Source organism: Clostridium sediminicola, from assembly GCF_050402865.1.
GTDB lineage: Bacteria > Bacillota > Clostridia > Clostridiales > Clostridiaceae > Clostridium_AF > Clostridium_AF sediminicola.
This window is the reverse complement of the sequence record NZ_BAABMF010000001.1, coordinates 506,182-530,343: the sequence shown is the minus strand read 5'-3', so window position 1 is coordinate 530,343 and position 24,162 is coordinate 506,182. Positions and strand designations below refer to the sequence as shown.

Annotated in this window: 25 protein-coding genes; 23 read left to right on the top strand and 2 right to left on the bottom strand. The window is 28.5% G+C overall.

The features are described from left to right. Positions 1 to 1,095 (bottom strand): redox-regulated ATPase YchF, encoded by a 1,095-nt coding sequence (gene ychF / locus ACQ3F0_RS02640; protein ID WP_428863475.1) that lies wholly within the window; start codon positions 1,093 to 1,095, stop codon positions 1 to 3. Between the two features lie 306 nt (positions 1,096 to 1,401). Here ychF and mraZ point away from each other — a divergent pair, with 306 nt between their 5' ends. The 21 genes from mraZ (at position 1,402) to pyrR (ending at position 19,694) form a co-directional block, all read left to right on the top strand. Then, positions 1,402 to 1,830 (top strand): division/cell wall cluster transcriptional repressor MraZ, encoded by a 429-nt coding sequence (gene mraZ, locus ACQ3F0_RS02635; protein ID WP_428863474.1) that lies wholly within the window; start codon positions 1,402 to 1,404, stop codon positions 1,828 to 1,830. A 10-nt stretch (positions 1,831 to 1,840) separates the two neighbouring features. Further along, positions 1,841 to 2,779 (top strand): 16S rRNA (cytosine(1402)-N(4))-methyltransferase RsmH, encoded by a 939-nt coding sequence (gene rsmH, locus ACQ3F0_RS02630; RefSeq protein ID WP_428863473.1) that lies wholly within the window; start codon positions 1,841 to 1,843, stop codon positions 2,777 to 2,779. A 16-nt stretch (positions 2,780 to 2,795) separates the two neighbouring features. Next, positions 2,796 to 3,317 (top strand): hypothetical protein, encoded by a 522-nt coding sequence (locus ACQ3F0_RS02625; RefSeq protein ID WP_428863472.1) that lies wholly within the window; start codon positions 2,796 to 2,798, stop codon positions 3,315 to 3,317. Further along, positions 3,307 to 5,484, top strand: a complete 2,178-nt coding sequence (locus tag ACQ3F0_RS02620; protein WP_428863471.1) for a stage V sporulation protein D — start codon at positions 3,307 to 3,309, stop codon at positions 5,482 to 5,484. The genes ACQ3F0_RS02625 and ACQ3F0_RS02620 overlap by 11 nt, the downstream gene beginning before the upstream one ends. Positions 5,485 to 5,686: 202 nt before the next feature. Then, positions 5,687 to 7,135 (top strand): UDP-N-acetylmuramoyl-L-alanyl-D-glutamate--2,6-diaminopimelate ligase, encoded by a 1,449-nt coding sequence (locus ACQ3F0_RS02615; RefSeq protein ID WP_428863470.1) that lies wholly within the window; start codon positions 5,687 to 5,689, stop codon positions 7,133 to 7,135. Continuing rightward, complete coding sequence (locus ACQ3F0_RS02610; RefSeq protein ID WP_428863469.1) at positions 7,135 to 8,517, top strand: UDP-N-acetylmuramoyl-tripeptide--D-alanyl-D-alanine ligase; 1,383 nt, start codon at positions 7,135 to 7,137, stop codon at positions 8,515 to 8,517. Before ACQ3F0_RS02615 ends, ACQ3F0_RS02610 begins: the two co-directional genes overlap by 1 nt. Before the next feature lie 2 nt (positions 8,518 to 8,519). Next, positions 8,520 to 9,476 (top strand): phospho-N-acetylmuramoyl-pentapeptide-transferase, encoded by a 957-nt coding sequence (gene mraY, locus ACQ3F0_RS02605; RefSeq protein ID WP_428863468.1) that lies wholly within the window; start codon positions 8,520 to 8,522, stop codon positions 9,474 to 9,476. A gap of 29 nt (positions 9,477 to 9,505) precedes the next feature. Next, complete coding sequence (gene spoVE / locus ACQ3F0_RS02600) at positions 9,506 to 10,618, top strand: stage V sporulation protein E (protein WP_428863467.1); 1,113 nt, start codon at positions 9,506 to 9,508, stop codon at positions 10,616 to 10,618. 203 nt (positions 10,619 to 10,821) lie between these two features. Next, positions 10,822 to 11,565 (top strand): cell division protein FtsQ/DivIB, encoded by a 744-nt coding sequence (locus ACQ3F0_RS02595; protein WP_428863466.1) that lies wholly within the window; start codon positions 10,822 to 10,824, stop codon positions 11,563 to 11,565. A 10-nt stretch (positions 11,566 to 11,575) separates the two neighbouring features. Next, the gene (locus tag ACQ3F0_RS02590; protein WP_428863465.1) at positions 11,576 to 12,289 is read left to right on the top strand and encodes a DUF881 domain-containing protein; all 714 of its coding nucleotides are present in this window, start codon (positions 11,576 to 11,578) and stop codon (positions 12,287 to 12,289) included. Positions 12,290 to 12,299: 10 nt separating this feature from the next. Beyond that, complete coding sequence (locus ACQ3F0_RS02585; protein ID WP_428863464.1) at positions 12,300 to 12,647, top strand: small basic family protein; 348 nt, start codon at positions 12,300 to 12,302, stop codon at positions 12,645 to 12,647. A 12-nt stretch (positions 12,648 to 12,659) separates the two neighbouring features. Then, positions 12,660 to 13,382 carry a DUF881 domain-containing protein gene (locus ACQ3F0_RS02580; protein WP_428863463.1) on the top strand — a complete coding sequence of 241 codons (723 nt, stop codon included), beginning with the start codon at positions 12,660 to 12,662 and terminating at the stop codon, positions 13,380 to 13,382. Between the two features lie 20 nt (positions 13,383 to 13,402). Then, positions 13,403 to 14,068 carry a YggS family pyridoxal phosphate-dependent enzyme gene (locus ACQ3F0_RS02575; RefSeq protein WP_428863462.1) on the top strand — a complete coding sequence of 222 codons (666 nt, stop codon included), beginning with the start codon at positions 13,403 to 13,405 and terminating at the stop codon, positions 14,066 to 14,068. 19 nt (positions 14,069 to 14,087) lie between these two features. Then, positions 14,088 to 14,564 (top strand): cell division protein SepF, encoded by a 477-nt coding sequence (locus ACQ3F0_RS02570; protein ID WP_428863461.1) that lies wholly within the window; start codon positions 14,088 to 14,090, stop codon positions 14,562 to 14,564. Positions 14,565 to 14,576: 12 nt separating this feature from the next. Next, the gene (locus ACQ3F0_RS02565) at positions 14,577 to 15,359 is read left to right on the top strand and encodes a YlmH family RNA-binding protein (protein WP_428863460.1); all 783 of its coding nucleotides are present in this window, start codon (positions 14,577 to 14,579) and stop codon (positions 15,357 to 15,359) included. 17 nt (positions 15,360 to 15,376) lie between these two features. Further along, positions 15,377 to 16,096: a DivIVA domain-containing protein gene (locus tag ACQ3F0_RS02560; RefSeq protein WP_428863459.1), complete on the top strand. Its 720-nt coding sequence runs from the start codon at positions 15,377 to 15,379 to the stop codon at positions 16,094 to 16,096. Positions 16,097 to 16,206: 110 nt separating this feature from the next. After that, entirely contained in the window at positions 16,207 to 16,899 is a 693-nt protein-coding gene (locus tag ACQ3F0_RS02555) for a 5'-methylthioadenosine/adenosylhomocysteine nucleosidase (RefSeq protein ID WP_428863458.1), read from the top strand. Between the two features lie 168 nt (positions 16,900 to 17,067). Beyond that, positions 17,068 to 17,655 (top strand): TraR/DksA C4-type zinc finger protein, encoded by a 588-nt coding sequence (locus tag ACQ3F0_RS02550; RefSeq protein ID WP_428863457.1) that lies wholly within the window; start codon positions 17,068 to 17,070, stop codon positions 17,653 to 17,655. 119 nt (positions 17,656 to 17,774) lie between these two features. Then, entirely contained in the window at positions 17,775 to 18,221 is a 447-nt protein-coding gene (gene lspA / locus ACQ3F0_RS02545) for a signal peptidase II (RefSeq protein WP_428863456.1), read from the top strand. Beyond that, complete coding sequence (locus ACQ3F0_RS02540; protein WP_428863455.1) at positions 18,221 to 19,147, top strand: RluA family pseudouridine synthase; 927 nt, start codon at positions 18,221 to 18,223, stop codon at positions 19,145 to 19,147. Before lspA ends, ACQ3F0_RS02540 begins: the two co-directional genes overlap by 1 nt. A 10-nt stretch (positions 19,148 to 19,157) precedes the next feature. After that, positions 19,158 to 19,694 carry a bifunctional pyr operon transcriptional regulator/uracil phosphoribosyltransferase PyrR gene (pyrR, locus tag ACQ3F0_RS02535; RefSeq protein ID WP_428863454.1) on the top strand — a complete coding sequence of 179 codons (537 nt, stop codon included), beginning with the start codon at positions 19,158 to 19,160 and terminating at the stop codon, positions 19,692 to 19,694. A 44-nt stretch (positions 19,695 to 19,738) separates the two neighbouring features. On the opposite strand, the gene ACQ3F0_RS02530 is transcribed toward pyrR, so the two are convergent. Next, positions 19,739 to 21,469 carry an Rqc2 family fibronectin-binding protein gene (locus ACQ3F0_RS02530; RefSeq protein ID WP_428863453.1) on the bottom strand — a complete coding sequence of 577 codons (1,731 nt, stop codon included), beginning with the start codon at positions 21,467 to 21,469 and terminating at the stop codon, positions 19,739 to 19,741. A gap of 279 nt (positions 21,470 to 21,748) precedes the next feature. Here ACQ3F0_RS02530 and dapF point away from each other — a divergent pair, with 279 nt between their 5' ends. Both dapF and ACQ3F0_RS02520 read left to right on the top strand, forming a co-directional pair. Further along, positions 21,749 to 22,570, top strand: a complete 822-nt coding sequence (gene dapF / locus ACQ3F0_RS02525) for a diaminopimelate epimerase (protein ID WP_428863452.1) — start codon at positions 21,749 to 21,751, stop codon at positions 22,568 to 22,570. Positions 22,571 to 22,713: 143 nt separating this feature from the next. Next, the gene (locus tag ACQ3F0_RS02520; protein ID WP_428863451.1) at positions 22,714 to 24,159 is read left to right on the top strand and encodes a GspE/PulE family protein; all 1,446 of its coding nucleotides are present in this window, start codon (positions 22,714 to 22,716) and stop codon (positions 24,157 to 24,159) included. The last annotated feature ends 3 nt before the right edge of the window (positions 24,160 to 24,162 follow it).

Here is a 24,162-nt window from a genome sequence, read left to right as displayed (position 1 = left end):
TTATACGTTGAATCTAAAGTTAACAACATCGCCATCTTTCATTATATACTCTTTTCCTTCAAGACGATAAAATCCTTTTTCTTTTGCAGCAGCTTCAGAACCACATTCGATTAATTTGTCGAAAGATATAGTTTCTGCTCTAATAAAACCTCTCTCAATGTCCGAATGAATTTTACTTGCAGCTTTTGGAGCTTTTGTTCCAATTTTGATTGTCCAAGCTCTTATTTCTTGTGGACCAGCAGTTAAAAAGCTCATTAGGCCTAATAACTTATAACTAGATTTGATTAGTAGATCTAATCCAGCTTCAGTTAGTCCATATTCGCCTAGTAATTCTATTCTTTCTTCATCTTCTAATGTAGAAAGTTCTTCTTCAATTTTAGCACATATTTTAATTACTTCTGAATTTTCTTTTGAAGCATATTCTTTTACTAATTTTACTAGCTCGTTATCTTCTTGAGACATAATATCATCTTCAGATACGTTTGCTACATAAATAATAGGTTTAGAAGTAATTAAAAACAGATTCTTAACAATTATACTTTCTTCTTCAGAAAGTTCTAAGGTTCTGACAGGTAATTCTTTTTCTAAATGAGCTTTTACATTTTCCATACAACTAAGTTCAGCTTTGGCATCTTTGTTACCGCTTCTAGCTAATTTTGTAGTTTTTTCAATTCTTTTCTCTAGAATTTCAATATCTGATAAAATTAACTCCAAGTTTATTGTTTCAATATCACGTATAGGATCAACTGAACCTTCAACATGAACTACATTATCGTCATTGAAGCATCTAACAACATGTACTATTGCAGCAACTTCTCTAATATGAGATAAAAATTTATTTCCTAAACCTTCACCTTTGCTTGCTCCCTTTACAAGGCCGGCAATATCATAGAATTCTACATTTGCATAGATTTTTTTCTTTGAATTATAAAGCTGTTGTAAAACATCTAATCTCTCATCGGGTACATTTACTACCCCTACATTTGGTTCTATAGTACAAAAAGGGTAATTTGCTGATTCTGCTCCAGCTTTTGTTATTGCATTAAAAAGAGTGCTTTTGCCAACATTCGGCAAACCTACTATACCTAACTTCATTATGTACATCCTTTCTTAATTTCTTACTTTTGTGTTTTAACCATACTAATAAATTATACTCTAGATCAATAAGTATTTCAATAAATGAAAATACTGTGTTTCATAAAACAATAAAATGAAAAATATACAATATAAGTCAAAAAAACGTGTAAAAAAGCAATTATTTAAAAAAATTAAAATTTTTTTTAATTTAATAAAAAAAAGTTCTTTGAAAAAGAGGATTTTTTATTGTAATATAGAAATATAACATTAAAGTGGTTAAAAGTGGAGTGAAATGGAGTGAAGTAGTTTAATTGGGGTGTTATTATGTTTATTGGTGAATATTCACATTCTCTTGATTCAAAGAAAAGAATAATAATACCTTCCAAATTTAGAGATCATTTGGGTGATAAAGGAGTTTTGACAAAAGGTCTAGACGGATGTTTATATTTATTTCCCATGGATGAATGGAAACTTTTAGAAGAAAAACTGAAAAAACTTCCTTTAACTAGTAAAGACGCAAGAGCTTTTGTGAGATTTTTTTTCTCAGGAGCAGCGGAATTGAACTTTGATAAACAAGGTAGAGCATTAATAACTCAAAATTTATTAGAATATGCCAATATAAAAAAGGACATAGTAAGTATAGGAGTAATGTCAAGAATAGAGATTTGGGGTAAAGAATCTTGGCAGTCTTATAATGATTCAGATATAGATTTTGATGAGATAGCAGAAAAAATGAGTGAACTAGGTATATAAAGGAGACGTTATGGAATTTAAACACATATCAGTATTATTAAACGAAGTTTTAGAAAATTTGAATATTAAACCTAATGGTATATATATAGATTGTACTTTAGGAGGAGCAGGACATTCTTCAGAAATTTTGAAGAGACTAGATGCTGATGGGAAGTTGATAGGTATTGATCAAGATGCCAATGCGTTGAATTATGCAAAGCAAAAACTATCTAATTACTCTAATGTGATATATGTTCATAATAATTTTTATAATATTAGAGAAATAATAGAGGAACTTTCTTTAGATGGGGTAGACGGTATTCTAATGGATTTAGGTGTTTCATCCTATCAATTAGATACAGCAGAAAGAGGATTTTCCTATATGCAAGATGCGCCTCTAGATATGAGGATGAATGAAGAAGATTCATTGAGTGCTTTTGATGTAGTAAATGAATACAGTAAAGAAGAATTAATAAGAATCTTTAGAGAGTATGGAGAAGAGAAATTTGCTGTTAGGGTTGCAGGAAAAATAATAGAGAATAGAGAAAATAAATCTATTGAGACGACATTAGAATTAGTTGATATTATCAAGAAAGCTATACCAATGAAATTTCAAAAGAAGGGTCATCCTGCGAAAAAAGTTTTTCAAGCAATAAGGATAGAAGTTAATAAAGAGTTAGCTATTCTTAATAAATCTATAGAAGATGCTGTTGATAAGTTAAATGTTGGAGGTAGAATAGCCATTATAACATTTCATTCGTTAGAGGATAGAATAGTCAAAACAAAATTCAATACATTAAGTAATCCTTGTATATGTCCTCCTGATTTTCCTATTTGTGCATGTGGAAAGAAACCAAAAATCAAGTTGATTAGTAGAAAACCAATTGAGCCAACTGAACTTGAAAAGGAAGAAAATTCACGTAGTAAAAGTGCTAAATTAAGGGTTGCAGAAAAAATTAGTTCTAATTAAAATTGGGGTGAATAAAATGGTAATGACAAATAAAAACATGTATGTAAATGGGAGCAGTGCATTAAATGTTAATTCTTTACCAAATGAGAAAAATAGAAAATACAAAGAACTAGATGATTTTAAGAGAGAGCATTTAAAGAGAAAAAAAGAAAAAAAAGAGCAGAGATTTTTAAGAATGAGAGTATATGCTTCTATTGCTTTAACTTTTACAATGGGTTATTCAGTGGTTCATAGATATTCTTCAATAAATAAACTAGAGAAAACTATAATAGAGACTAAAGCACAGATTAATAATGTAAATGCAGTTAATGAAGATTTGAGAATAGAATTATTGAAATATAAAAATATTTCTTCCATTGAAGAATATGCAGTAAATGATTTGAATATGGCATGCCCAACTTCTGAGACTAGAGTATTTGCTGATTTAAGTAAAGATAATTTTATCGATGTACCTAAAGATAATTTGAATGTTAAAAAGAGTTTTATTGATAAAATAAAAAGTATTTTTATTAGCGGAGGTATACAAAGTGGCAGTTAAAAAATACAGAGATAAAGTGATAATGAAGCGAAGGATGCTAGTTGCAGGGGGCATACTTTTGCTTTTATTTTTTGCTCTATTTATACGATTAGGTTATTTGACTTTAGTAAAATCTAAAGACTATAAGACATTAGCGATACAACAATGGACAAGTGATGTAAAAATTCAAGCTCGTCGAGGAGAGATATTGGATAGAAATGGAAATGAATTGGCGGTCAGTGCAAATGTATATAGAGTTGATTTCGATTTGAATACATTGAGACAGACACAAAAAAAACTAGGACTTTCCAATGAGGAGATTGGAAATAAAATTTCAAATGCCATAGATGTTGAGAAAGAAGATGTTGTTAAGATATTAACAAAAACATTGCCAAGTGGATTACCTATGGCATCGGCGACATTAGTTCGAAGAATAGAAAAAGCAGAAGCGGATAGCATTATTGACTTGAATATTAACGGCATAATAGTTTCACCAGATACAGCTAGATATTATCCCAATGAGAATTTCCTAGCTCATGTAATGGGACACACGAATTCTGATGGAAAGGGACTAACAGGAATAGAACTTCAATATAATAGCTATTTGGCAGGAACACCAGGAATACGAATAACTGAAACTGATATAAAAAGCCAAGAATTAGGAAATACAATTTCAGAATATATTCCTCCGGTTGAAGGGAAAAATGTAGTTTTGTCCATCGATGAAATGATTCAACATTTTGCAGAAAAAGCTGCAGAACAGGCGTTGATAGACAATAAAGCTAATGCAGTTACTATAATTATAAGTAATCCTCAAAATGGGGAAGTACTTGCTATGGTAAATAAACCTGACTATAATCCAAATGATCCATGGGTTGAAGGTGCAGAGTTTGATGAATTGCAACAATCATGGAGAAATAGAGCAGTTAGTGATACATATGAGCCAGGGTCAATATTCAAAGTAGTTACAGCGGCGGCTGCAATGGCAGAAAAAGTAATAGATGAGGAAAAATTTGAAATTGTTTGTAATGGTAGTAGAACCATTGGAAAGAGAATAATTCATTGCTGGAAGAGAACAGGACATGGGGTAGAGAGTTTTGTGGATATTATTAAAAATTCGTGTAATGTGGGGTTCATGGAATTAGGAGAGAAATTAGGAGCTAAATTACTTAATAAACACATAAAACTTTTAGGATTAGGAGAAAAGACTGGCATTGATTTACCTGGTGAAGCAAAAGGGATAATTAAAAAAACTGAAAATATTACTGATACAGATTTAGCTACCATTTCTTTTGGACAGACTAATACTTTAACTCCGATTCAATATGTACAAGTAATAAATGCTATAGCTAATGGAGGTAAACTAATTACTCCTCATATAATGAAAGAAATAACTTGGACAGATGAAAATGGAGATAAAAAATCAATACCTTATGATAATTATAATATAAGACAAGTTGAAGATGAAGCTGTTATGGAACGATTAAGAGGGTATATGGAAAAAGTTGTATCTGAAGGTGGCGGAAAAAAAGCTTTCGTTGAAGGGTATCATATTGGAGGTAAAACTGGAACAGCTCAAAAAGTTATTGATGGTAGATATGCAAATCAAAAGTATGTTGCATCTTTTGGAGGAATGGCACCAGTTTTACCAGGAAAACAACCTGAACTAACTGTTTTCATTTCAATTGATGAGCCTGATCCGTCAAACTACTATGCTGGTCAGATTGCTGCTCCAGTTGCAAGAGGTATTTTTGTTGATGTATTTAATTACTTGAATATGGCAAGTATTTATAATAAGGATGAATTGTTAACTGATGTAATAGTACCAGAAATTAGGGGTTATAAGAAATCTGAAGGGATAGAAGTTTTAAAAGAAGCCAATTTAGATTTTGAAATAAGTGGGCAGGGAGAGTATATTGAAGATATTACTCCAAAGCCTGGATACACAGTTAAGGAAAATAGTGAAGTGATACTTCATTTAGGAGCAATTGCAAAAGGAAATAGTGATATTGTTGTACCAGATTTTTCAGGATTAAGTAGAGAAAAAGCTATAATTATTTTAGATAATCTAGGTATCAAATATAATTTTGCAGGTGAAGGCTTGATATCACATCAAAGTATTGAGGCAGGAAAATCTATTAATAAAGGCACTACTCTTAAATTTGAATTAGAGATAATTGGAGATTGATAATTTTTTACTTTAATTAAAATAATGGTATAATGTGAAATAAGTGATTAGCCAATTTAGCTAATCACTTATTAATGAACCCTACGCAAACTTAATCTATACATGGATAACGGCTCAGGAATCAATGAGTTAGTGATTTGTATAAATTTATAATTGAAGTGGTTTATTGTTATATAAAAATTCGTGAAATAGAGGTGTTTAAATGATATTAAAAGAAGTTCTAAGTGATATAGAATATAAAATTACAAATGGATCTACTGAAATCGAGGTTAATAAAATAGAGTACGATTCACGAAAAGTTGAAAAGGGCGATATCTTTATATGTATCAAGGGATTTAAGGTAGATGGACATGATTATATTCAAAATGCAATAGAGAAGGGAGCCAGTGTTATTATTGCTGCCAAAAGCTCAAAAGTTGATGAACATATTACTTTTATTACAGTTGAAGATACAAGAAAAACTTTAGCTTTGGTTTCAGCAAACTTCTATGGTAATCCATCTAAAAAATTAAAAGTTATTGGTATAACTGGGACTAATGGAAAAACAACATCTACATTTATGATCAAGGCTATATTAGAAAAAGCAGGTTATAAAACAGGGTTAGTTGGAACTATTGCTAATTATATTGGTACTACAAAAATTAAATCTGAAAGAACAACACCAGAGTCCTTGGAATTACAAAAATTATTTAGAAAGATGATTGACGAAAATGTAGATTATTGTATAATGGAAGTTTCTTCACACTCTTTGAGCTTGGATAGAGTATATGGTGTAGATTTTGATTATGGTATTTTTACAAATTTAACTAGAGACCATCTTGATTTTCATCATGATTTTGAAAGTTACTATAATGCAAAACTTCAGTTATTTAAATCTGCTAAACATGCAATTATTAATATTGATGATAGTTATGGGGAAAAAATTATAGAAGATATAAATTCTAGATATACTACATATTCAATTAATGCTAATAGTGATTATGTTGCAAAAGATGTTAACTCCCACTCAAAAGGGGTAGACTTCAAGCTAGAGACTAATGGGGTTACGAGTAATATTAATTTGAATATTCCAGGTCTATATAATGTTTACAATGCATTGGGAAGTATAGTAACTTGCTTAGTAGAAGGAGTATCAAAGGAAGATATAATTAGTGGGCTCAAAGATGTTACAGTTCCTGGAAGATGTGAACTAGTAGCAAAAGAGCATAATTTAAATTTTGAAATCATAATAGATTATGCACATACACCAGATGGTTTAGAAAACATTCTTAGAACGGCTAAAGAATTTACTAAAGGGAGACTAATAGGTGTATTTGGTTGTGGTGGTGACAGAGATAATGAAAAACGACCTATTATGGGTAAAATAGGCTCTGAAATTTCTGATATAGCAATTGTTACTTCTGATAATCCAAGAACTGAACCACCAATGGAAATTATTAATCAAATTTTAAAAGGAATAGCTAAAGAAGAGGATGTAATAGTTATTGAACATAGAAGAGATGCAATTAAAAAAGCTATATCTATTGCAAGAGAGAATGACGTTATTGTAATTGCAGGTAAGGGTCACGAAGATTATCAAGTATTAAAAGATAAAACTATTCATTTTGACGAGAGAGAAATTGTTGACGAAATACTAAAGGAGGAAAATTAGTGGAGAGCATTACTTTGAAAGAAGTTATTGAGGCTGTTGAAGGAAAGTTAATAAAAAAGTCAAATTCAAATATAAAAGAGTTCAATACTTTAACTACTGATTCCAGAAAAATCGAAAAAAACTCTATTTTTATTGCTTTAAGAGGTGAAAATTTTAATGGAAATGAATTTGTAGTAGAAGGTAGTAAAAAAGGAGCGGGTCTTTGTATAATAGATGATTTATGTTTTGACATTAGTGAAATTGATAGTAGTACTAGCGTTGTGCAAGTGGATGATACAAAGAATGCTTTGTTAAATTTAGCTGAATATTATAGAAGCAGATTAAATATAAAAGTAATAGGTATTACAGGATCTACTGGAAAAACCTCTACAAAAGATATACTAGCGGCAATGCTTAGTATTAAATACAAAGTTTTTAAAACAAAAGGTAATTTTAATAATGAAATTGGATTACCATTAATGATTTTTTCACTTGATAAAAGTTATGATATAGCAGTACTAGAAATGGGAATGAGTGATTTTGGTGAAATACACAGGTTGGCCAAAGTTGCAAGACCTGACATAGGGATTATTACAAATATAGGAGTTTCTCATATAGAATTTTTAAAAACTAGAGAGAATATTCTTAAAGCAAAATTTGAAATTACAGATTTTTTTCAAAAAAATAATAAGTTAATTGTAAATGGAGAAGATGATCTTTTAAATAAAATTCATAGTAATAATTTTGATATTTTAAAAGTAGGATTTAATAAGAATAATAATTTATTAGCATCTAATGTTAGAAGTGAAATTTCTTTTTCGGAATTTGATCTTTCTCATGAATCTGAAAGCTTCAAAATTGATATTCCCGGTAGACACAATATCTTAAATACTTTATTAGGGATTAAATGCTGTATGCTTCTAGATTTAACTTTTGATGAAATGAGAGAGGGACTAAATAATATCGAAAGAACATCTATGAGACTTGACCTAAGTAATACAGATGAATATACGATAATTGATGATTGTTATAATGCTAGTCCTGATTCTATGAAAGCTGCTATTGATGTCTTATATTCCTATAAAGATAGAAGAAAAGTTGCAGTTTTAGGTTCTATGAAAGAATTAGGAGAAGTAGCATATAAGATGCATAAAGATGTAGGGGAATATATAAAAGATAAAAAAATTGATTTGTTAGTGGTGTGTGGGGAATATACAGATGCATATTTAGAAGGATATCAAAATGAAAAGAAATTTGTTAAATTCAATAATCTTGATGAAATTTTGAACAACTTAAAGAGCATAATTTATAAAGATGATGTTATTTTAGTCAAGGCATCTAGAAGTGAAAGATTTGAAAAGATAGTAACATTATTAAAAGATAAAGACAAAAAAGGAGAATAATTATGAACTTAGTGATATATTCTGTAATAGTAGCATTTATATTAGCATTACTTCTAGGGCCGTTAGTTATCCCAATGTTACATAAATTAAAGTTTGGACAAAATATAAGAGAAGAAGGACCCAAAAGTCATCAAAAAAAATCAGGAACACCTACAATGGGTGGAATTATTTTTATAGTTTCTTCTGTAGTTTCAGTATTAATAATTGATAGAAATTTAAGTACAACTTCTGTAGCAATTATATTTGCTATATTGGCTTTTGGCGGAATCGGTTTTCTAGACGATTATTTGAATATTGTACGTAAAAAAAATGAAGGATTAAAACCAAAACAAAAGATGTTACTATTATTGATAGCATCTACTATCTTAGCAGTATTTGCATATAAAAGTCCAGAAATCGGATCAAGTATAATAATACCATTTGCTAAAATTCAAATTGATTTAGGGATAGTATATATACCTTTTATTGTATTATATTTTTCAGCGGCTACAAATGCAGTTAATCTTACGGATGGATTAGATGGACTATCAACAACAATTACAACTTTGGTAATGACTTTTTTTGCATCAGTAGCGCTTTCTTTAGGTAATATGCAGGTGGCATTATTTTGTGGAGCTTTAGCAGGAGCCTTACTAGGATTTTTGCATTTTAATGCTTATCCAGCTAAGGTTTTTATGGGGGATACAGGGTCTTTAGCTTTAGGTGGAGCATTAGGTGCAATAGCTATGGTATTAAAATTGCCATTATTGGTTATAATCGTAGGAGGAGTATATGTAGCAGAAACACTATCAGTTATTATTCAAGTAATATCATTTAAGACTACTGGTAAAAGAGTTTTTAAAATGAGTCCACTTCACCATCATTTTGAACTATGTGGGTGGCATGAAACAAGAGTTGTGGTGGTATTTTCTATTGTTACAATAATACTTTGCTTGATAGGTTTTTTATCTATCATGTAGATTTTTAAGTTTAGGCGGGAGGTGATTAAATGACAAAATCTTATACAAAAAATCAACAAATAGATTTTGTATTGTTATCTACAATATTACTTTTGGTAGCAATTGGGGTCATAATGGTCTACAGTGCTAGCTCATATATAGCTTTATATAGGTATAAAAATGATATGTATTTTTTACAAAGACAAGGTTTTTTTGCAATCATTGGTTTTGTATTTATGATAATAATATCAAGAATTGACTATCATTTTATAAAGAAAAATACTGGTAAAATAATGATTGTATCTATTGGTTTATTATTAATAGTCCTATTACCAATATTTCCAGCTATTAATGGTGCTAGGAGGTGGATTCTTATAGGACCATTATCCATTCAACCTTCCGAAATAGCAAAATACGTTGTGGTTTTATATATGGCAAAAAGTATTTCAAACAAAGGTAGTAAAATTAGAAGTTTTACATATGGTGTTATTCCGTATCTGATTGTGTCTGGGCTATTTGCAAGTCTTGTTCTTGCTGAGAAAAACTTAAGTATAGCAGCAGTAATAATGATAGTTACTTTAATAGTTCTATTTGCAGCAGGTTGTAAAATAGGCCATATTTCATTAGTCTTGCTTTTAATAGGTGCAGCAGGGGGAGCAGCAACATATTTCGAACCTTATAGGATGAAGAGATTTATGACATTTTTAAATCCTTGGGCAGACCCTAGAGGTGATGGGTACCAATTAATTCAATCTCTATTAGCACTTGGATCAGGTTCATTGTTAGGAACTGGTTTAGGGTTGTCAAGACAAAAATGTTACTATATTCCTGAACCCCATAATGATTTTATTTTTGCCATTATTGGAGAAGAACTTGGTTTAGTAGGATGCTTATTTATAATTGCTTTATTTATATTGTTTATTGCTAGAGGAATTTCTATAGCTATGAAGTCACCAGATGTATATGGAACTATGTTGGCTATAGGTATAACAGCAATAATTGCTATTCAAGCAATTATAAATATCGCAGTTGTTACAGGTTCTATGCCAGTAACGGGAGTTCCGTTACCGTTTATTAGTTATGGAGGGTCTTCTTTGGTAATTAATTTAAGTGCAATGGGAATTCTTTTGAATATTTCAAAACATACAAAGAAAAGAATATAGTATTAAAGCTATTGATAGATAATCGATAGCTTTTTTTTACATAAGTTATGAATATTGTAAAGGACGAAACTTGTTGCTTGCTTTATAAATATTGCAAATTCAATCTAATAATATTATGTAAATTTTTTTAATATACATAGAACAAAATTACATTTTGTGGTATCATATTAATAGTTTTTACTCTAATGAGAAAGGATAATTTAATGCAAAATAAGAAAAAAAAGAGAAAAAATAAATTTTCAAAAAGGGTTCTTTTTTTTATTTTTTTAACTACAATCACAATTTTTTTATTAATAAAGCTGCCAATTTTTGAAGTTAAAAATATAATTGTTCGAAACAATCTAAGTATAAAATCTGAAAAAATAATAGAATCGTCAAATATTAAACTAGGGACAAACATTTTTTTACAAAAACCAAAGGATATAAAGAAAAGTATTTTAGTTAATAAAGAAATAGCTGATTTAAATATTAAGAAAAAAATACCAAATAGTATTATAATAGATATAGAAGAACGAAATTATATTTTTTACGTATATAATAATGGATGTTATTATTTATTGGATGCCAATGGTTATGTTTTTGATAAAAAAGATGACTTGGAGGATAGAAAACTAATCGAAATTATTGGACTTGGATATGAAAAATTAAAAGAAGGAGAATCATTAGAAGTAGCGGACAATAGAAAAATTGATATTGTTTCTTCTTTAACAGGGCTTTTAAGAAAGCTTGAAGCAGATATTGAAAAACCAAATAGCATAGACATTACTGATTTGGCTGATATTGAATTGTATTATGGTGATATGCGTATAATGATAGGAGATGCATCTGAATTAAAAAGCAAATTGAATATCGGAATTAATATCCTTTATGAAAGAAATTTATTAAATAAGAAAGGATATGTTGATGTTAGTTATAAAGGAAATCCAGTTTTTTATGTAGAGAATTAGGAGGCATAATATGAAAAAAATTAGTGGGAAAATTGCTTTAGCCATTGTATCGATTTTATTAGGATTTATGATAACATATCAGATAAAAGCGGTATCTAAAAAAGGATTATCTAGTGGGGAAAAAAATATTGCCCAAATTACTGTAGAAAATGAACGCTTGAATAAACAGAAAGAAGAATTAGAAAAACAAATAAATGATTTGTCGGAACAAATAAAAGTTTTTGAAACGGCTGCGGCTAATGAAGATACTACAACAAAAGCTATAGTACAAGAACTAGAAAATACTAGAGTGTTGATGGGAAAAACTGATGTTGTAGGAGCTGGGATAATATTAAAAGTAACGCCAGATAATGATATATTTGCAAACCCTGAGCAAGCACCTTATCTTAACTACGGAGATTTAGTTAAAATAGTAAATGAATTGAATTTTGCAGACGCAGAAGCAATCTCTATAAATGATATTAGAATATCTTCTAGAACAGGTATTAGAAATGCAGGTAATGCAATTTTTATTAATAATGAAAGAATTCCTATGACGCAGGAAGTTATTATTAAAGCAATTGGAAATAAAGAAAAGCTAAAAGAGGCATTGATGTTTCCTGGAATATTAGAAGAAAGTTTTCAAGGGTTTAAAACCAGTATTCAGCCTGTAGATAGTGTGGAAATATTCAAATCAAGTATTAACTTTGATTTTATTTATGCGAAACCCTTAAAAAAAGACTAGGAGTGTTTATATGATAATTTTTATTGGTTTGATAATTGGAATATTAGTAGGGATGTTTAGTAATATAGCTATTCCATCTCAGTTTGATGCATATTTGTCAGTAGCTATATTAGCGTGTTTAGACTCAGTTTTTGGTGCGCTAAAAGCAGTTATGGAGAAAAAATTTAGAACCGATGTATTTATTTCAGGTTTTTTTGGGAACGCAATTTTGGCAGCATTGTTAACTTATTTGGGCGATAAATTGGAAATGCCTGTATATATTGCGGCAATTATCGTTTTTGGAAGTAGGATTTTCAACAATTTCTCACTTATAAGACGAATGCTTTTAGATAAACTTGAAGAAAGTAGATTGCACTAAAGAGGTGATAAAATGAAAAAAAATGAAGCAAAGATTTTTTTGTTTATTGCTTCAATTTTATTAGGAATTTTAATATCTTCTAACATTGTGATTCAAGATACAAATAAAAGAATTTATTTAACTCCTACTGAGTATATTGAAGCACATAATAAAAAGAATAAATTGATGAATGAAATAGAGAATTTAAGAAATTTACGTTATGAACATAGTGAAAAGTTGGAAACTTATAAAGAATCCTTTGACAGTAATGATAAAGTTATGAACGAAATGAAAGATGAGCTTGCTTTGAATTATATGATATTAGGTAAAGCAGATGTTGAGGGAGAAGGAATTTCAATAGAACTAAGAGATGCGGAATCTTATAATAATGATTCCATGTCTATAATACATGATTTTGATATGAGAAATTTAATAAATGATTTAAAAAATGCTGGAGCAGAAGTGATTTCTATTAATGGTCAAAGGGTAACAGACCAAACACATTTACTCTGTAACGGTCCTTTAATAGAAGTTAATTGGATTAAATATCCTCAACCATTTATTGTAAATGCTATTGGTGATAAAGAAAAATTGATAAGTTACATGGAATCTGAAGGGAATTGTATATCATTTTTAAGAATAAGAGGCATTAGAGTCAGGATCAAAAAATCTGATGATATTAGAATATATGCTTTCAATGGTAAATTAAATGAAAATTATATGCATGAATTAAAATTAGAAGATAAATCAAATTAAAATTATTGTGAGGTGTTATAGTGACTATTGAAAAAAATTTAATAAATATTAACAAAGTCATAGAAGGAAAAGAGGCAGAGTTAATTGCAGTTTCCAAAACACGAACTATTGAAGAAATGGAAAGTGTGTATAGATTAGGAATTAAACATTTTGGGGAAAATAAAGTACAAGATTTTACTTCAAAATACGAAGTATTCCATAAAGATGTAAAATGGCATTTTATTGGACATTTACAGAAAAATAAAGTAAAATATATAGTAGGTAAGGTTTTTTTAATACATTCTTTAGATTCAATTAAATTATTAAAAGAAATTGAAAAGAAATTTTCTGACAAAAATGAAATTGCTAATGTTTTAATTCAAGTTAATATTTCAAAAGATATAAAAAAATGGGGAATTTTTGTAGAAGACTTAGATGAAATTATTAAAGAATGTGAAAAATGTAAAAATGTTAAAGTAAAAGGTTTGATGACTGTTATTCCAAAAGGAAATGAAGAATCATGTCAACAATACTTTTCTTTAATGGAAAAATTATTTTATGAATTAGGTCAAGAAACATATAAAAACATTGAGATGAAGTATTTATCTATGGGAATGACAGGAGACTATAAATATGCAGTCAATCATGGAGCTAATTTAATTCGCATTGGTGAAGGAATATTCGGAAAAAGAGTTTATAATAAGTAAACGTATAGGAGGGTAAATTTTGTCAGCTAAAATTTTTGATAAAGTTAAAGATTATCTGGGGTTTTCGGATGAATATGATGAGATAGAAGAATTTGAAGAAGAAGCTATAAGCAAAACTGATGATGTTAGTAATATGTTTGATTATGCAAATTCAAATTCTATGAATGCAAATATAAAACAAAATTCAAAGGTTGTCAGTATACATTCTGCTCAATCTACTAAAGTTGTTATTATAAAACCTACTCATTACAATGAAGCAGTTGAGATTTGTGATAATTTAAAAAACAGGAAAATTTGTTTGATAAATATGTCTAGCATTGAATCTAGCATTGCGCAGAGGTTATTAGATTTTATAGCTGGCGCAAGTTATGCATTGGGAGGAGTTTTGGAAGAAGTTAACAAAGGTGTTTTTGTGCTTTCACCGTCTAATGTTGAAGTATCTAGTGAACTTAAATCAGAATTAAAAAATAAAGGTATTTTAAATTGGAATAAGTAATAAAGGATAAAGATGAATAGAGAGAATTTTTTAAAGTGTTTTGATATAGAAGATAAATTAGTAGTTTCGAATTTATACGAAAAAATATGCATGTGTGAAAAAACAAATAAAATTAAATATAGTGAGTTATTTTTAACTCCAAGAATATGGCGTGTTGTTGAACAGATGCATGATAGATTGCCTTGTGAAGTTAAATTCGAAGGTGTTTTTAGCGAAGCTGAAAGAAAGTATGCAATTATTAGACCTTATAGCATTTTGGATTTTAATGAAAGTATGCCTATAAAAGTATTAAGAATAAAAAAACAATCAAAGTATAATAAATTATATCATCGAAATTATTTAGGTTCACTTGTACATCTGGGTTTAAAAAGAGAAGTATTTGGAGATTTAATTATTGATGAAGACAAATGTTATTGTCCTGTCATCGAGAAAGTTTCAGACTTTGTTAGAGTAAATTTAGATAAGATAAATAATGTTCCAGTAAAAGTAAATCTATTAGATATTAATACTGATGAGTTACCTGAATATAGTTTCTTTGAAAAAGTGATTTCGGTTCCATCATTAAGATTGGATGCAATTATTGCAGCGTCTTTTAATATTCCAAGAGGAAATGCTGTTGCTACTATTAATGGCGGAGGAGCATTTATCAATTACAAAAAAAATTATAAAAATGATTATAAAATAAAAGAAAATGATATTATTACTTTAAGAGGAAAAGGGAAATTAGTTGTTAAAGATGTAATTGGTCAAACAAAGAAAGGAAAACTGAAGCTAAAAATTAAGATATACAATTGATTATGGGGGTGTTTGTTTTGAAAATTACTGTTATGGACATAGAAAATAAAGAATTTAAAAAAAGTTTTAGAGGTTATGATGTAGATGATGTAGATGAATTTTTAGAAGATATTGCAGAAGATTATGAAACGCTATATAAAGAAAATTCATCATTAAAAGAAAGACTTGAAGTCCTTGAAGAAAAATTGGAAAACTATAAAAAGATTGAAGATACTATAAATAATACTTTAGTAATGGCTCAAAAGAATGCTGAACAATTGAAGAAGAATTCTCAAGATGAAGCAGAACTGATAATTAAAAGATCAAGTGAGTCTGCTCAAAAAATTATTGATAATTCACATAGAGAAGTTATAAAAATAAACAATGAGTATGACAGAGTAAAAAATGAATTTTTATCATTTAAAACAAAATATAAAAATTTTATGAAATCTCAAACTGAACTTTTTGAAGAATTAGAAAAAGATTTTGCAAGAAACTTTAGTATAACTCATACTGAACCATCTTATTCATTTTCAAAGACTATTGAAAATGAAATTGAAGAGGTTTTAAGTGAAGAAAGAAAAACAAAAGAGAATGAAACAGGAAAAGAAAGTAATTTATTAAGTGAAAATATGGAATTAGACTCAGATATAAATGAACCTATTTTAGAGAATAAAAAAGATGAAGTTGCGGTTTTAGTTGATAATGATGAATTCTTTGAAATAGATGAATTAGAATCAGAAATTGATAACATTTAAAAAAAGTCTTGCTCTGATGAGTGAGACTTTTTATCTTAAGAATTGTATTTAGTTTAAAAATTTGATAAAGTATAAAGGTATGTATTTAATATTTAATTTGGGAGGTAATTATGAGTATAGGCATTATTGGAGCAATGGACGAAGAAGTAAGTATTTTACTTCAGGATATAGAATTAGATAAGGTAGTATCAAAAGCAATGATGAATTTCAATATTGGAAAACTTTATAAAAATGAAGTTGTAGTTGTAAAATGTGGTATAGGAAAAGTTAATGCAGCAGTGTGTGCACAAATATTAATAGATGATTTTAACGTTGATAGTGTTATTAATGTGGGAGTAGCAGGCGGTATAGGTAAAGAAGTAATCCCAGGTGACGTTGTTATAGCCTCATCACTTATTCAACATGACATGGATGTTACAGCATTTGGTTCAAAAATTGGACAAATCCCTAGAATGGATTGTTTTGATTTTAAAAGTGATGAAAAACTATTTAAATCTGCTGTTGATTCAGCAAAAACAATTAGCAACATAAATATTCATGAAGGTATTGTTGTTTCAGGAGATCAATTTATTGATAGTGTAGAGAAAGTTGAATGGTTTAGTGATGAATTTAATGCTAAAGCATGTGAAATGGAAGGTGCTAGTATTGCTCAAGTTTGTTATTTGAATAGTGTTCCTTTCGTTATTATTAGATCTATTTCAGATAATGCTTGTACAGGTGCACATATAGATTTTAATAAATTTGTTCCAATAGCTGTTAAAAATTCCAGTGTAATAATTAGAAGTTTACTTTTAAATATGTAATTATATAATAATTCTATTACATAAAATTTTAAAAAAATCGTATGAATTACAGTTTAGTTAGACTATTAAAGTAAGATGATTATGTAAATTAAAATAATGGAATGAATGGTTCTAAAAGTTTTTATATATAAATAACAATCTGGTTAAAATAAGAACGAGGTGTTGTTTATGAAAAATAAAAAAATACAGAACTATAAAGAAGAACTTTTGAATGAAAAAAATCAAAAAATAAATTTAATAAAATCTATAAAAAATGGTGAATTGAGTGATATCCGCAATGAAATGGCTTCAGAGTTATCCTTTTATGATAATCACCCGTCAGACACGGCTACAGAATTGTTTGATGCAGAAAAAGCAATGGCTTTAAAAGTGGAACAAGAGAAGATTCTTGATGAGATAAATTCTGCGTTAGATAATATCGAAAAAGGTTCTTATGGTAAATGCAAAAGTTGTGGTAAAAAGATATCTGATGAAAGGCTTGAAGGGCTACCATATACAGATATTTGCGTTTCTTGTGCTAAAGAAAAGGCTAGCTTAAGCGAAATGAAGAATAGGCCTATTGAAGAAAAAGTGATTGGAACGCCATTTATGTACGAAGGAAGAAAAGAAAATGTTAGCTTTGACATTGAAGATTCATATCAAAAGGTGGCTGACTTCAACTCAATAAAAGATACTGAAGATTTTGATTCTAGTGATAAACAATATGTTGAGCCTATTGAAAGAATCAGCAACGAACAATATAAAGATCAGCTATAAAATTTTTCGTTTAACTAATATTTTATACATGTCTCAATATGTTTATGATGTACAATTTTGAGGCATGTATAAATTCTGTTTTACAATATAAGTTTAAATAATAAAAAGGATGGGCGAATATGGAACTAGTTATAATTATTATTGGTTTACTCTTAGATAGAATTACAAAATTTTGGGCGATAAATAGTTTGAAAGGTAATGAGGGAATTGTTGTAATTAAAAATTTATTCGCTTTTGAATATCTTGAAAACAGAGGAGCAGCATTTGGTATATTACAAAATAAATTAAACTTTTTGGCAATTATCACTTTTATAGTTTTGATTGGTATGATATATTATAGATTAAAATATAAGCCCAAAACTAAAATAATGAAAGTATCTTTAGCATTAATAATAAGTGGTGCAATAGGAAATTTAATTGATAGAATATGGATTAAATATGTAGTTGATTTTATCTTAGTCCATTATAAAGAGGTATACTATTTCCCTACATTTAATGTAGCAGACATTTTAGTAGTGGTAGGTACATTTCTATTTGCATTATGTATAATAAAGGAATGGGAATAATGGAATATAAATTTAATGTTGACAATATAAAGAATGTAGAAAAAAGATTAGATGTTTTCTTAGCAAACGAAATTGATGGACAATCAAGATCTCATATCCAAAAGCTTATAGAAGAAGGAAATGTTTTTATTAATGAAAAGATTAAAACAAAATCTAATTATAAATTGAGGTTAGATGACGTTTTGATTGTAAATATACCAGAGGCTGAAGAATTAGAAGTTCTTGCTGAAAATATTCCTTTAGATATTCTTTATGAAGATAGTGATGTTATCGTTGTAAATAAACCAAGAGGTATGGTTGTACATCCTGCTCCTGGTAATTATAATGGTACTCTTGTAAATGCTTTGCTATATCATTGTAAAGATTTATCAGGGATAAATGGTATTAAAAGACCAGGAATAGTACATAGAATTGACAAAGATACGTCTGGAGTATTGGTTGTGGCAAAAAATGATATAGCTCATATATGCTTGGCAGCTCAGTTTAAAGAGCATACTATCAAAAGAGAATATATTGCTTTGGTTGAGGGCAATATTAAAGTTGAAAGTGGAGTAATTGATAAACCTATAGCAAGACATCCAAGAGATCGGGTAAAAATGGCAATTGTTCAGAAAGGAAAAAGAGCAGTTACCCATTTTAATGTAATAGAGAGATTTTCTAAATATACATTAGTAAATTGCCAATTAGAAACAGGAAGAACTCATCAAATAAGGGTACATCTAAAAGATCTAGGTTATCCTTTAGTTGGAGATACAGTTTACGGCTTGAAAAATGGTAAATTTAAATTAGAAGGTCAATTTTTACATGCTCAAAAATTAGGTTTTATTCATCCTACTAAAAAAGAATACATTGAATTTGAAAAAGAAACTCCGAAGATATTGAATGATATACTTATTAAGGTAAGAAATATGGATAATAAACATTAGGAGGTATACCATGGAATTTAAAGCGATGCTACTTGATGAAAAAGCGATTAAAAGAACACTTACTAGAATTTCTCATGAAATAATTGAGAAAAACAAAGGCGTAGAAGATATTATAATTATAGGTATAAAAAGACGAGGAGTTCCACTTGCTAAGAGAATTTCAGAGTTAATAAACAAATTTGAAGATGTAGAAGTTCAAGTTGGGTCTGTTGATATAACTTTATATAGAGATGATTTATCTGAGGTAGATGAGCAACCAATTCTAAATAATGATATTTTGACTATAGACGTTAAAGATAGGAAAGTTATTTTAGTAGATGATGTATTATATACTGGTAGAACAGCTAGAGCAGCTTTAGAAGCAATTATTAAGAAAGGTAGACCAGCAAAAATACAATTAGCTGTCTTGGTAGACAGAGGGCATAGAGAGCTTCCAATAAGAGCTGATTACGTTGGTAAAAATGTTCCTACTTCTAAGAAGGAAATTGTTTCAGTTAAAGTGCAAGAATTTGATGATGAAGATTCAGTTGAATTATATGAATTATAAATAAAGGTAGACCTTGTTGGTCAACCTTTATTTATTTTACATATTTATTTAGTTTCTTGGAGAACTGGTTTTACTGGGTCAATATACATTGTTTTATTTGTATAATAAATGACCATACCTGGCTTAGAACCGTTTGGTTTTTTGATGTTTCTTATTTCGGTATAGTCCACTGGTACCTTAGTAGAATTTTGACCTTTACTATAGAAAGCTGCAAGATTTCCAGCTTCTTCTATTGAAATATCAGTGATTCTTTCATCATGTTTTAATATTACATGCGAACCTGGTATATTTTTAGTGTGAAACCAAATATCATTTTTGCCTGCGAATTTAAGAGTTAAATAATCATTTTGAATGTTATTTTTCCCTACATATAAATCAACACCTTCTGAAGAGATAAAATGTAAGGGTTTTGATGGCTTAGATTTATCTTTTTTTGTGCTTTTTTTCTTCTTTATATAGCCTGACTCAATAAGTTCAGATCTAAGGTCCTTTATATCATCATAAGTTTCACAGTTTTCTAGATGAGTAGAAACAGATTGTAAGTATTCTAGCTCCTCACTATTTATGTCTAACTGCTCTTGAGCTGCGTGCTCTGCTTTTTTTAGTTTATTATATTTCTTGTAATATAGTTGAATATTTTCAGATGGAGTCTTAAACTCATTTAATGTTATGTTTAATTTTTCACCATCTTCGGAATAGTAGTTTAATAGCTGAATTTCTTTCATTCCTTTTTTTAATCTATGAATATTAGCAGTAAGTAATTCACCTTTTAATCTGAAAAGCTCTTTGCTTTGACATTCTATTAAATTTTTATTTAGTATTTTTTCTTTTTTAGTGCAACGACTAATGTTGTTGTTTATTATTTTGTTTAATGATGAACTTTTATTCTTAAGTCTATCAGATTTGTCTTTTTTGTAATAATATTCTTCTAATAATTCTGAAGCGGATTGATAAGTGTTTTTCTCGAATTCTGAATAATATTTTAAATCAAAACAATAAAAATCCATGAGTTTATTATTACGAGAATAAATGTTATATGTATAGTTTGATGGATTTAAAGATGAAAAGAAATTTGTGCAGAACTCACAAAGTTCATCTTTATCAGCAAAGTTTTTATTGTTCATAATATATTCGTTATATAAATGTTTTGAAATATGTGCACTAACCCCTGAAAATAGATGCATGAAATATTTATCATCAAAATCAATAGTGGCTAAAGAAATCTTTTCTAAAAACTCTTTTTTAGAGAAAGAATATGGGTTAAGCTTTGAATGGCTTGGAGGTAATTGAAACTCAACACCAGGATAAACTGTACGTACGGAGTTGTTATCAGGAGTTAAATGTTTGATACTATCCATTACCATCATATCTCGTTGTCTAACTAAAGAGATATTACTATGGCGCCCCATAATTTCTATATACAAAAGATAGATACTGTCAAATCCTAGCTCATCTCTACTTTCAAATGTTAATTTTAATATTCTATCATTGCCAATTTGATCAATAGAAATAAATTTTGAATTAGTTAGATATTTTCTTAAAACCATACAATACATTGGCGCTTTAAGAGGATTTTGTTTTACTAAATTAGTAAGATGTAATCTTGGATAATTTGAGCTAGCACTAATTAATAGTTTTCTTCGATTTCTTCCCTTTCTAATTGTTAAAATAATTTCATCTTTTTCAGGTTGGTTAATTTTATCTATTTTAGAATCTATTAAGATTTCTTTTAATTCATCAACAATGCTTTTAATAAAAATACCGTCTAATGCCATAAAATCATCCTTTCTTTTTTAGTTATTTTATCTTTCTTTTTATAAATATCACTTTCTAGTATATAATTAACTATTTCAATAATCAACTTTTATATTTATTTTGAATAATAATTGAAATTTATAGTGACAACTGATTTGTTTCGTCTTTTATTTCTGTTATGCCCTTTTTAATTAATATCAACATTGACAATTTATTTTATGTGAAATAATATATAATAAATGTAAAAAATAAATTTAACTTTTGAAAAACTATATAAAAAATAATATTGGGGTGGTAGAATGAAATTTACTAAAATTCATGGTACTGGCAATGATTTTGTTTTAATAAAGGATTTAAACAATGAATATTTAGGAAAAGAAAGTGATTTAGCAAAAGAAATGTGCCATAGGAGATTTGGTATTGGGGCAGATGGTGTTATGTTTGTAAGAAACAGTGAGATAGCTGATATTGAAATGGTTATATATAATTCAGATGGTTCTTATGCAGAGATGTGTGGAAATGGAATTAGATGTTTTGCAAAGTTTGTGTATGATAATAATATTGTTAGAAAAGAAGAGATTACCATAGATACAGGGGATGGTATAAAAACTGCTTATTTAATTACAAAAGATGGTGATGTTACAGGGATAAGAATAAATATGGGTTCTTATACATTTGACCCTAAATTGGTGCCTATAGCAGGAAATGATGAAGTTAAAAATAAAGAGATTAATGAAAATGGTAAGAAATATAATATTACAACATTATTATTAGGGGTACCACATTCAGTGATTTTTGGTGAACTTGATAGTATTGACGTAAATGAAGGTAGAGATATTGAAATTAACAAGTTATATCCAGCAAAAACAAATGTTAACTTTTGTGAAGTGATAGACGAGGAGAATATACGAGTTAAAACTTGGGAAAGAGGTGCTGGACCAACTATGGCATGTGGAACAGGATGTTGTGCAACAGCTGTTGTTTCAAACCTTTATGGGAAAACAGGTAAAAAAGTTAATGTTTCAGTACCAGGTGGAAAGATGGTAATTGAGATTGCTGATGATAATAATGTTTATATGACAGGACCTGCAAAAACAGTATTTGAAGGGGAATACTTATAAAATTTAATTAATAAATTGATAATATTGCTAAAGTATTTTTATGACTTTAGCAATATTTTTTTTGATTAAAATAAAAATTTATGGTAAGAATTCTAATGTGCATGGATAAACATGGAAAATAATAGGAAGGAGAGTGGATGCATATGAAAATGAAATATAAGAAAATCAACTTGAAAAGTTGTGAAATCAACGGCGATTTAGTTTCACTTATTTCAAAGGAATATGCAAAAAAGCAATGTATTTTTCCTTTTGGTGTTAATGGTAATAAACTGAAAGTTGCAATGGAAAATGAAAAAGATCGAGATTTACTTCTAGATTTAAAACTTATCACCAGAAGAGAAATAGTTCCATATATAGATAGCTCAGAAAATATTTTTTATTGTATTGAAAAATTTTATGGAAATAAATTTCTTAATAGCATGAAAGATAACGACGATAGAGTTTCTGTTAAACTTACCGAGTTAATTATTAATAATGCAATTACTGTGAAAGCTAGTGATATACATATTGAACCCTTTCAGGAGTACTGCAGAATAAGGTTTAGAATAAATGGCTCCTTAAAGAATTTTAAAACTCTACAATTAAAGGTATATGAAAAAATTCTTAGAAGAATAAAAATTTTGGCTGAAATAGATATTACTAAAAAGTTATTACCTTGCGATGGAAAATTTAGTTTATACAAATTTAAAAATAACTATGACTTTAGGGTAAGCACAATACCATCTATTCATGGAGAAAAAGTTGTAATTAGAATTTTAAATAAGAACTTTTTTGACTATTCTTTAAATGGAATTACTAATGATAAAGAAATAAAAACTAAGTTTAATAATATTTTAAAAAATAATAATGGAATAATATTTTTAGCAGGGCCTACTGGGTCAGGTAAGTCTTCAACACAATATACCTTTATTAATGAGCTTAATAAAAAAAACAAAAACATAATTACCATAGAAGATCCAGTAGAATTTAAAATAGATGGAGTAAATCAAGTTAATGTAAATAATAAGTCGGGATTAACTTTTGCTACAGGACTCCGTAGCATTTTGAGGCAGGATCCAGATGTAATTTCAATAGGAGAAGTTAGAGATTCTGAAACAGCAGATATAGCTATTAAGGCGGCAATAACAGGACATTTAGTTTTATCTACAATACATACTTCTAATGCTGTTTCCACTATAAATAGGCTTCAAAACATGCATATAAAGAATTATCTATTATCTGATGCTATAATTTCTGTAATTTCACAAAGACTCATTAGAATTAATTGTCCTCACTGCAAAAAAGAAGAAATTGTTGATAATGAAGAGAGAAAAGCTTACGAATTAAATGATCAGATAAAATTGTATAAAGGAATAGGATGTAAACATTGTAACTACACAGGTTATGTGGGAAGAAGAGCAATTTTTGAAATTTTAGAAGTTAGCGAAACAATAAAGAAGCTTATAGTTAAATGTTCTGTAGTTGGTGATTTGTATAAAGAAGCTTTAAAAGAGGGAATGGTTTCTATAAATCAAAAATGTAAGCAAATGATGGTAAATGGGGAAACTTCTTTTGAAGAATATTTGAATATTATTTACAGTATTAGATAGGTG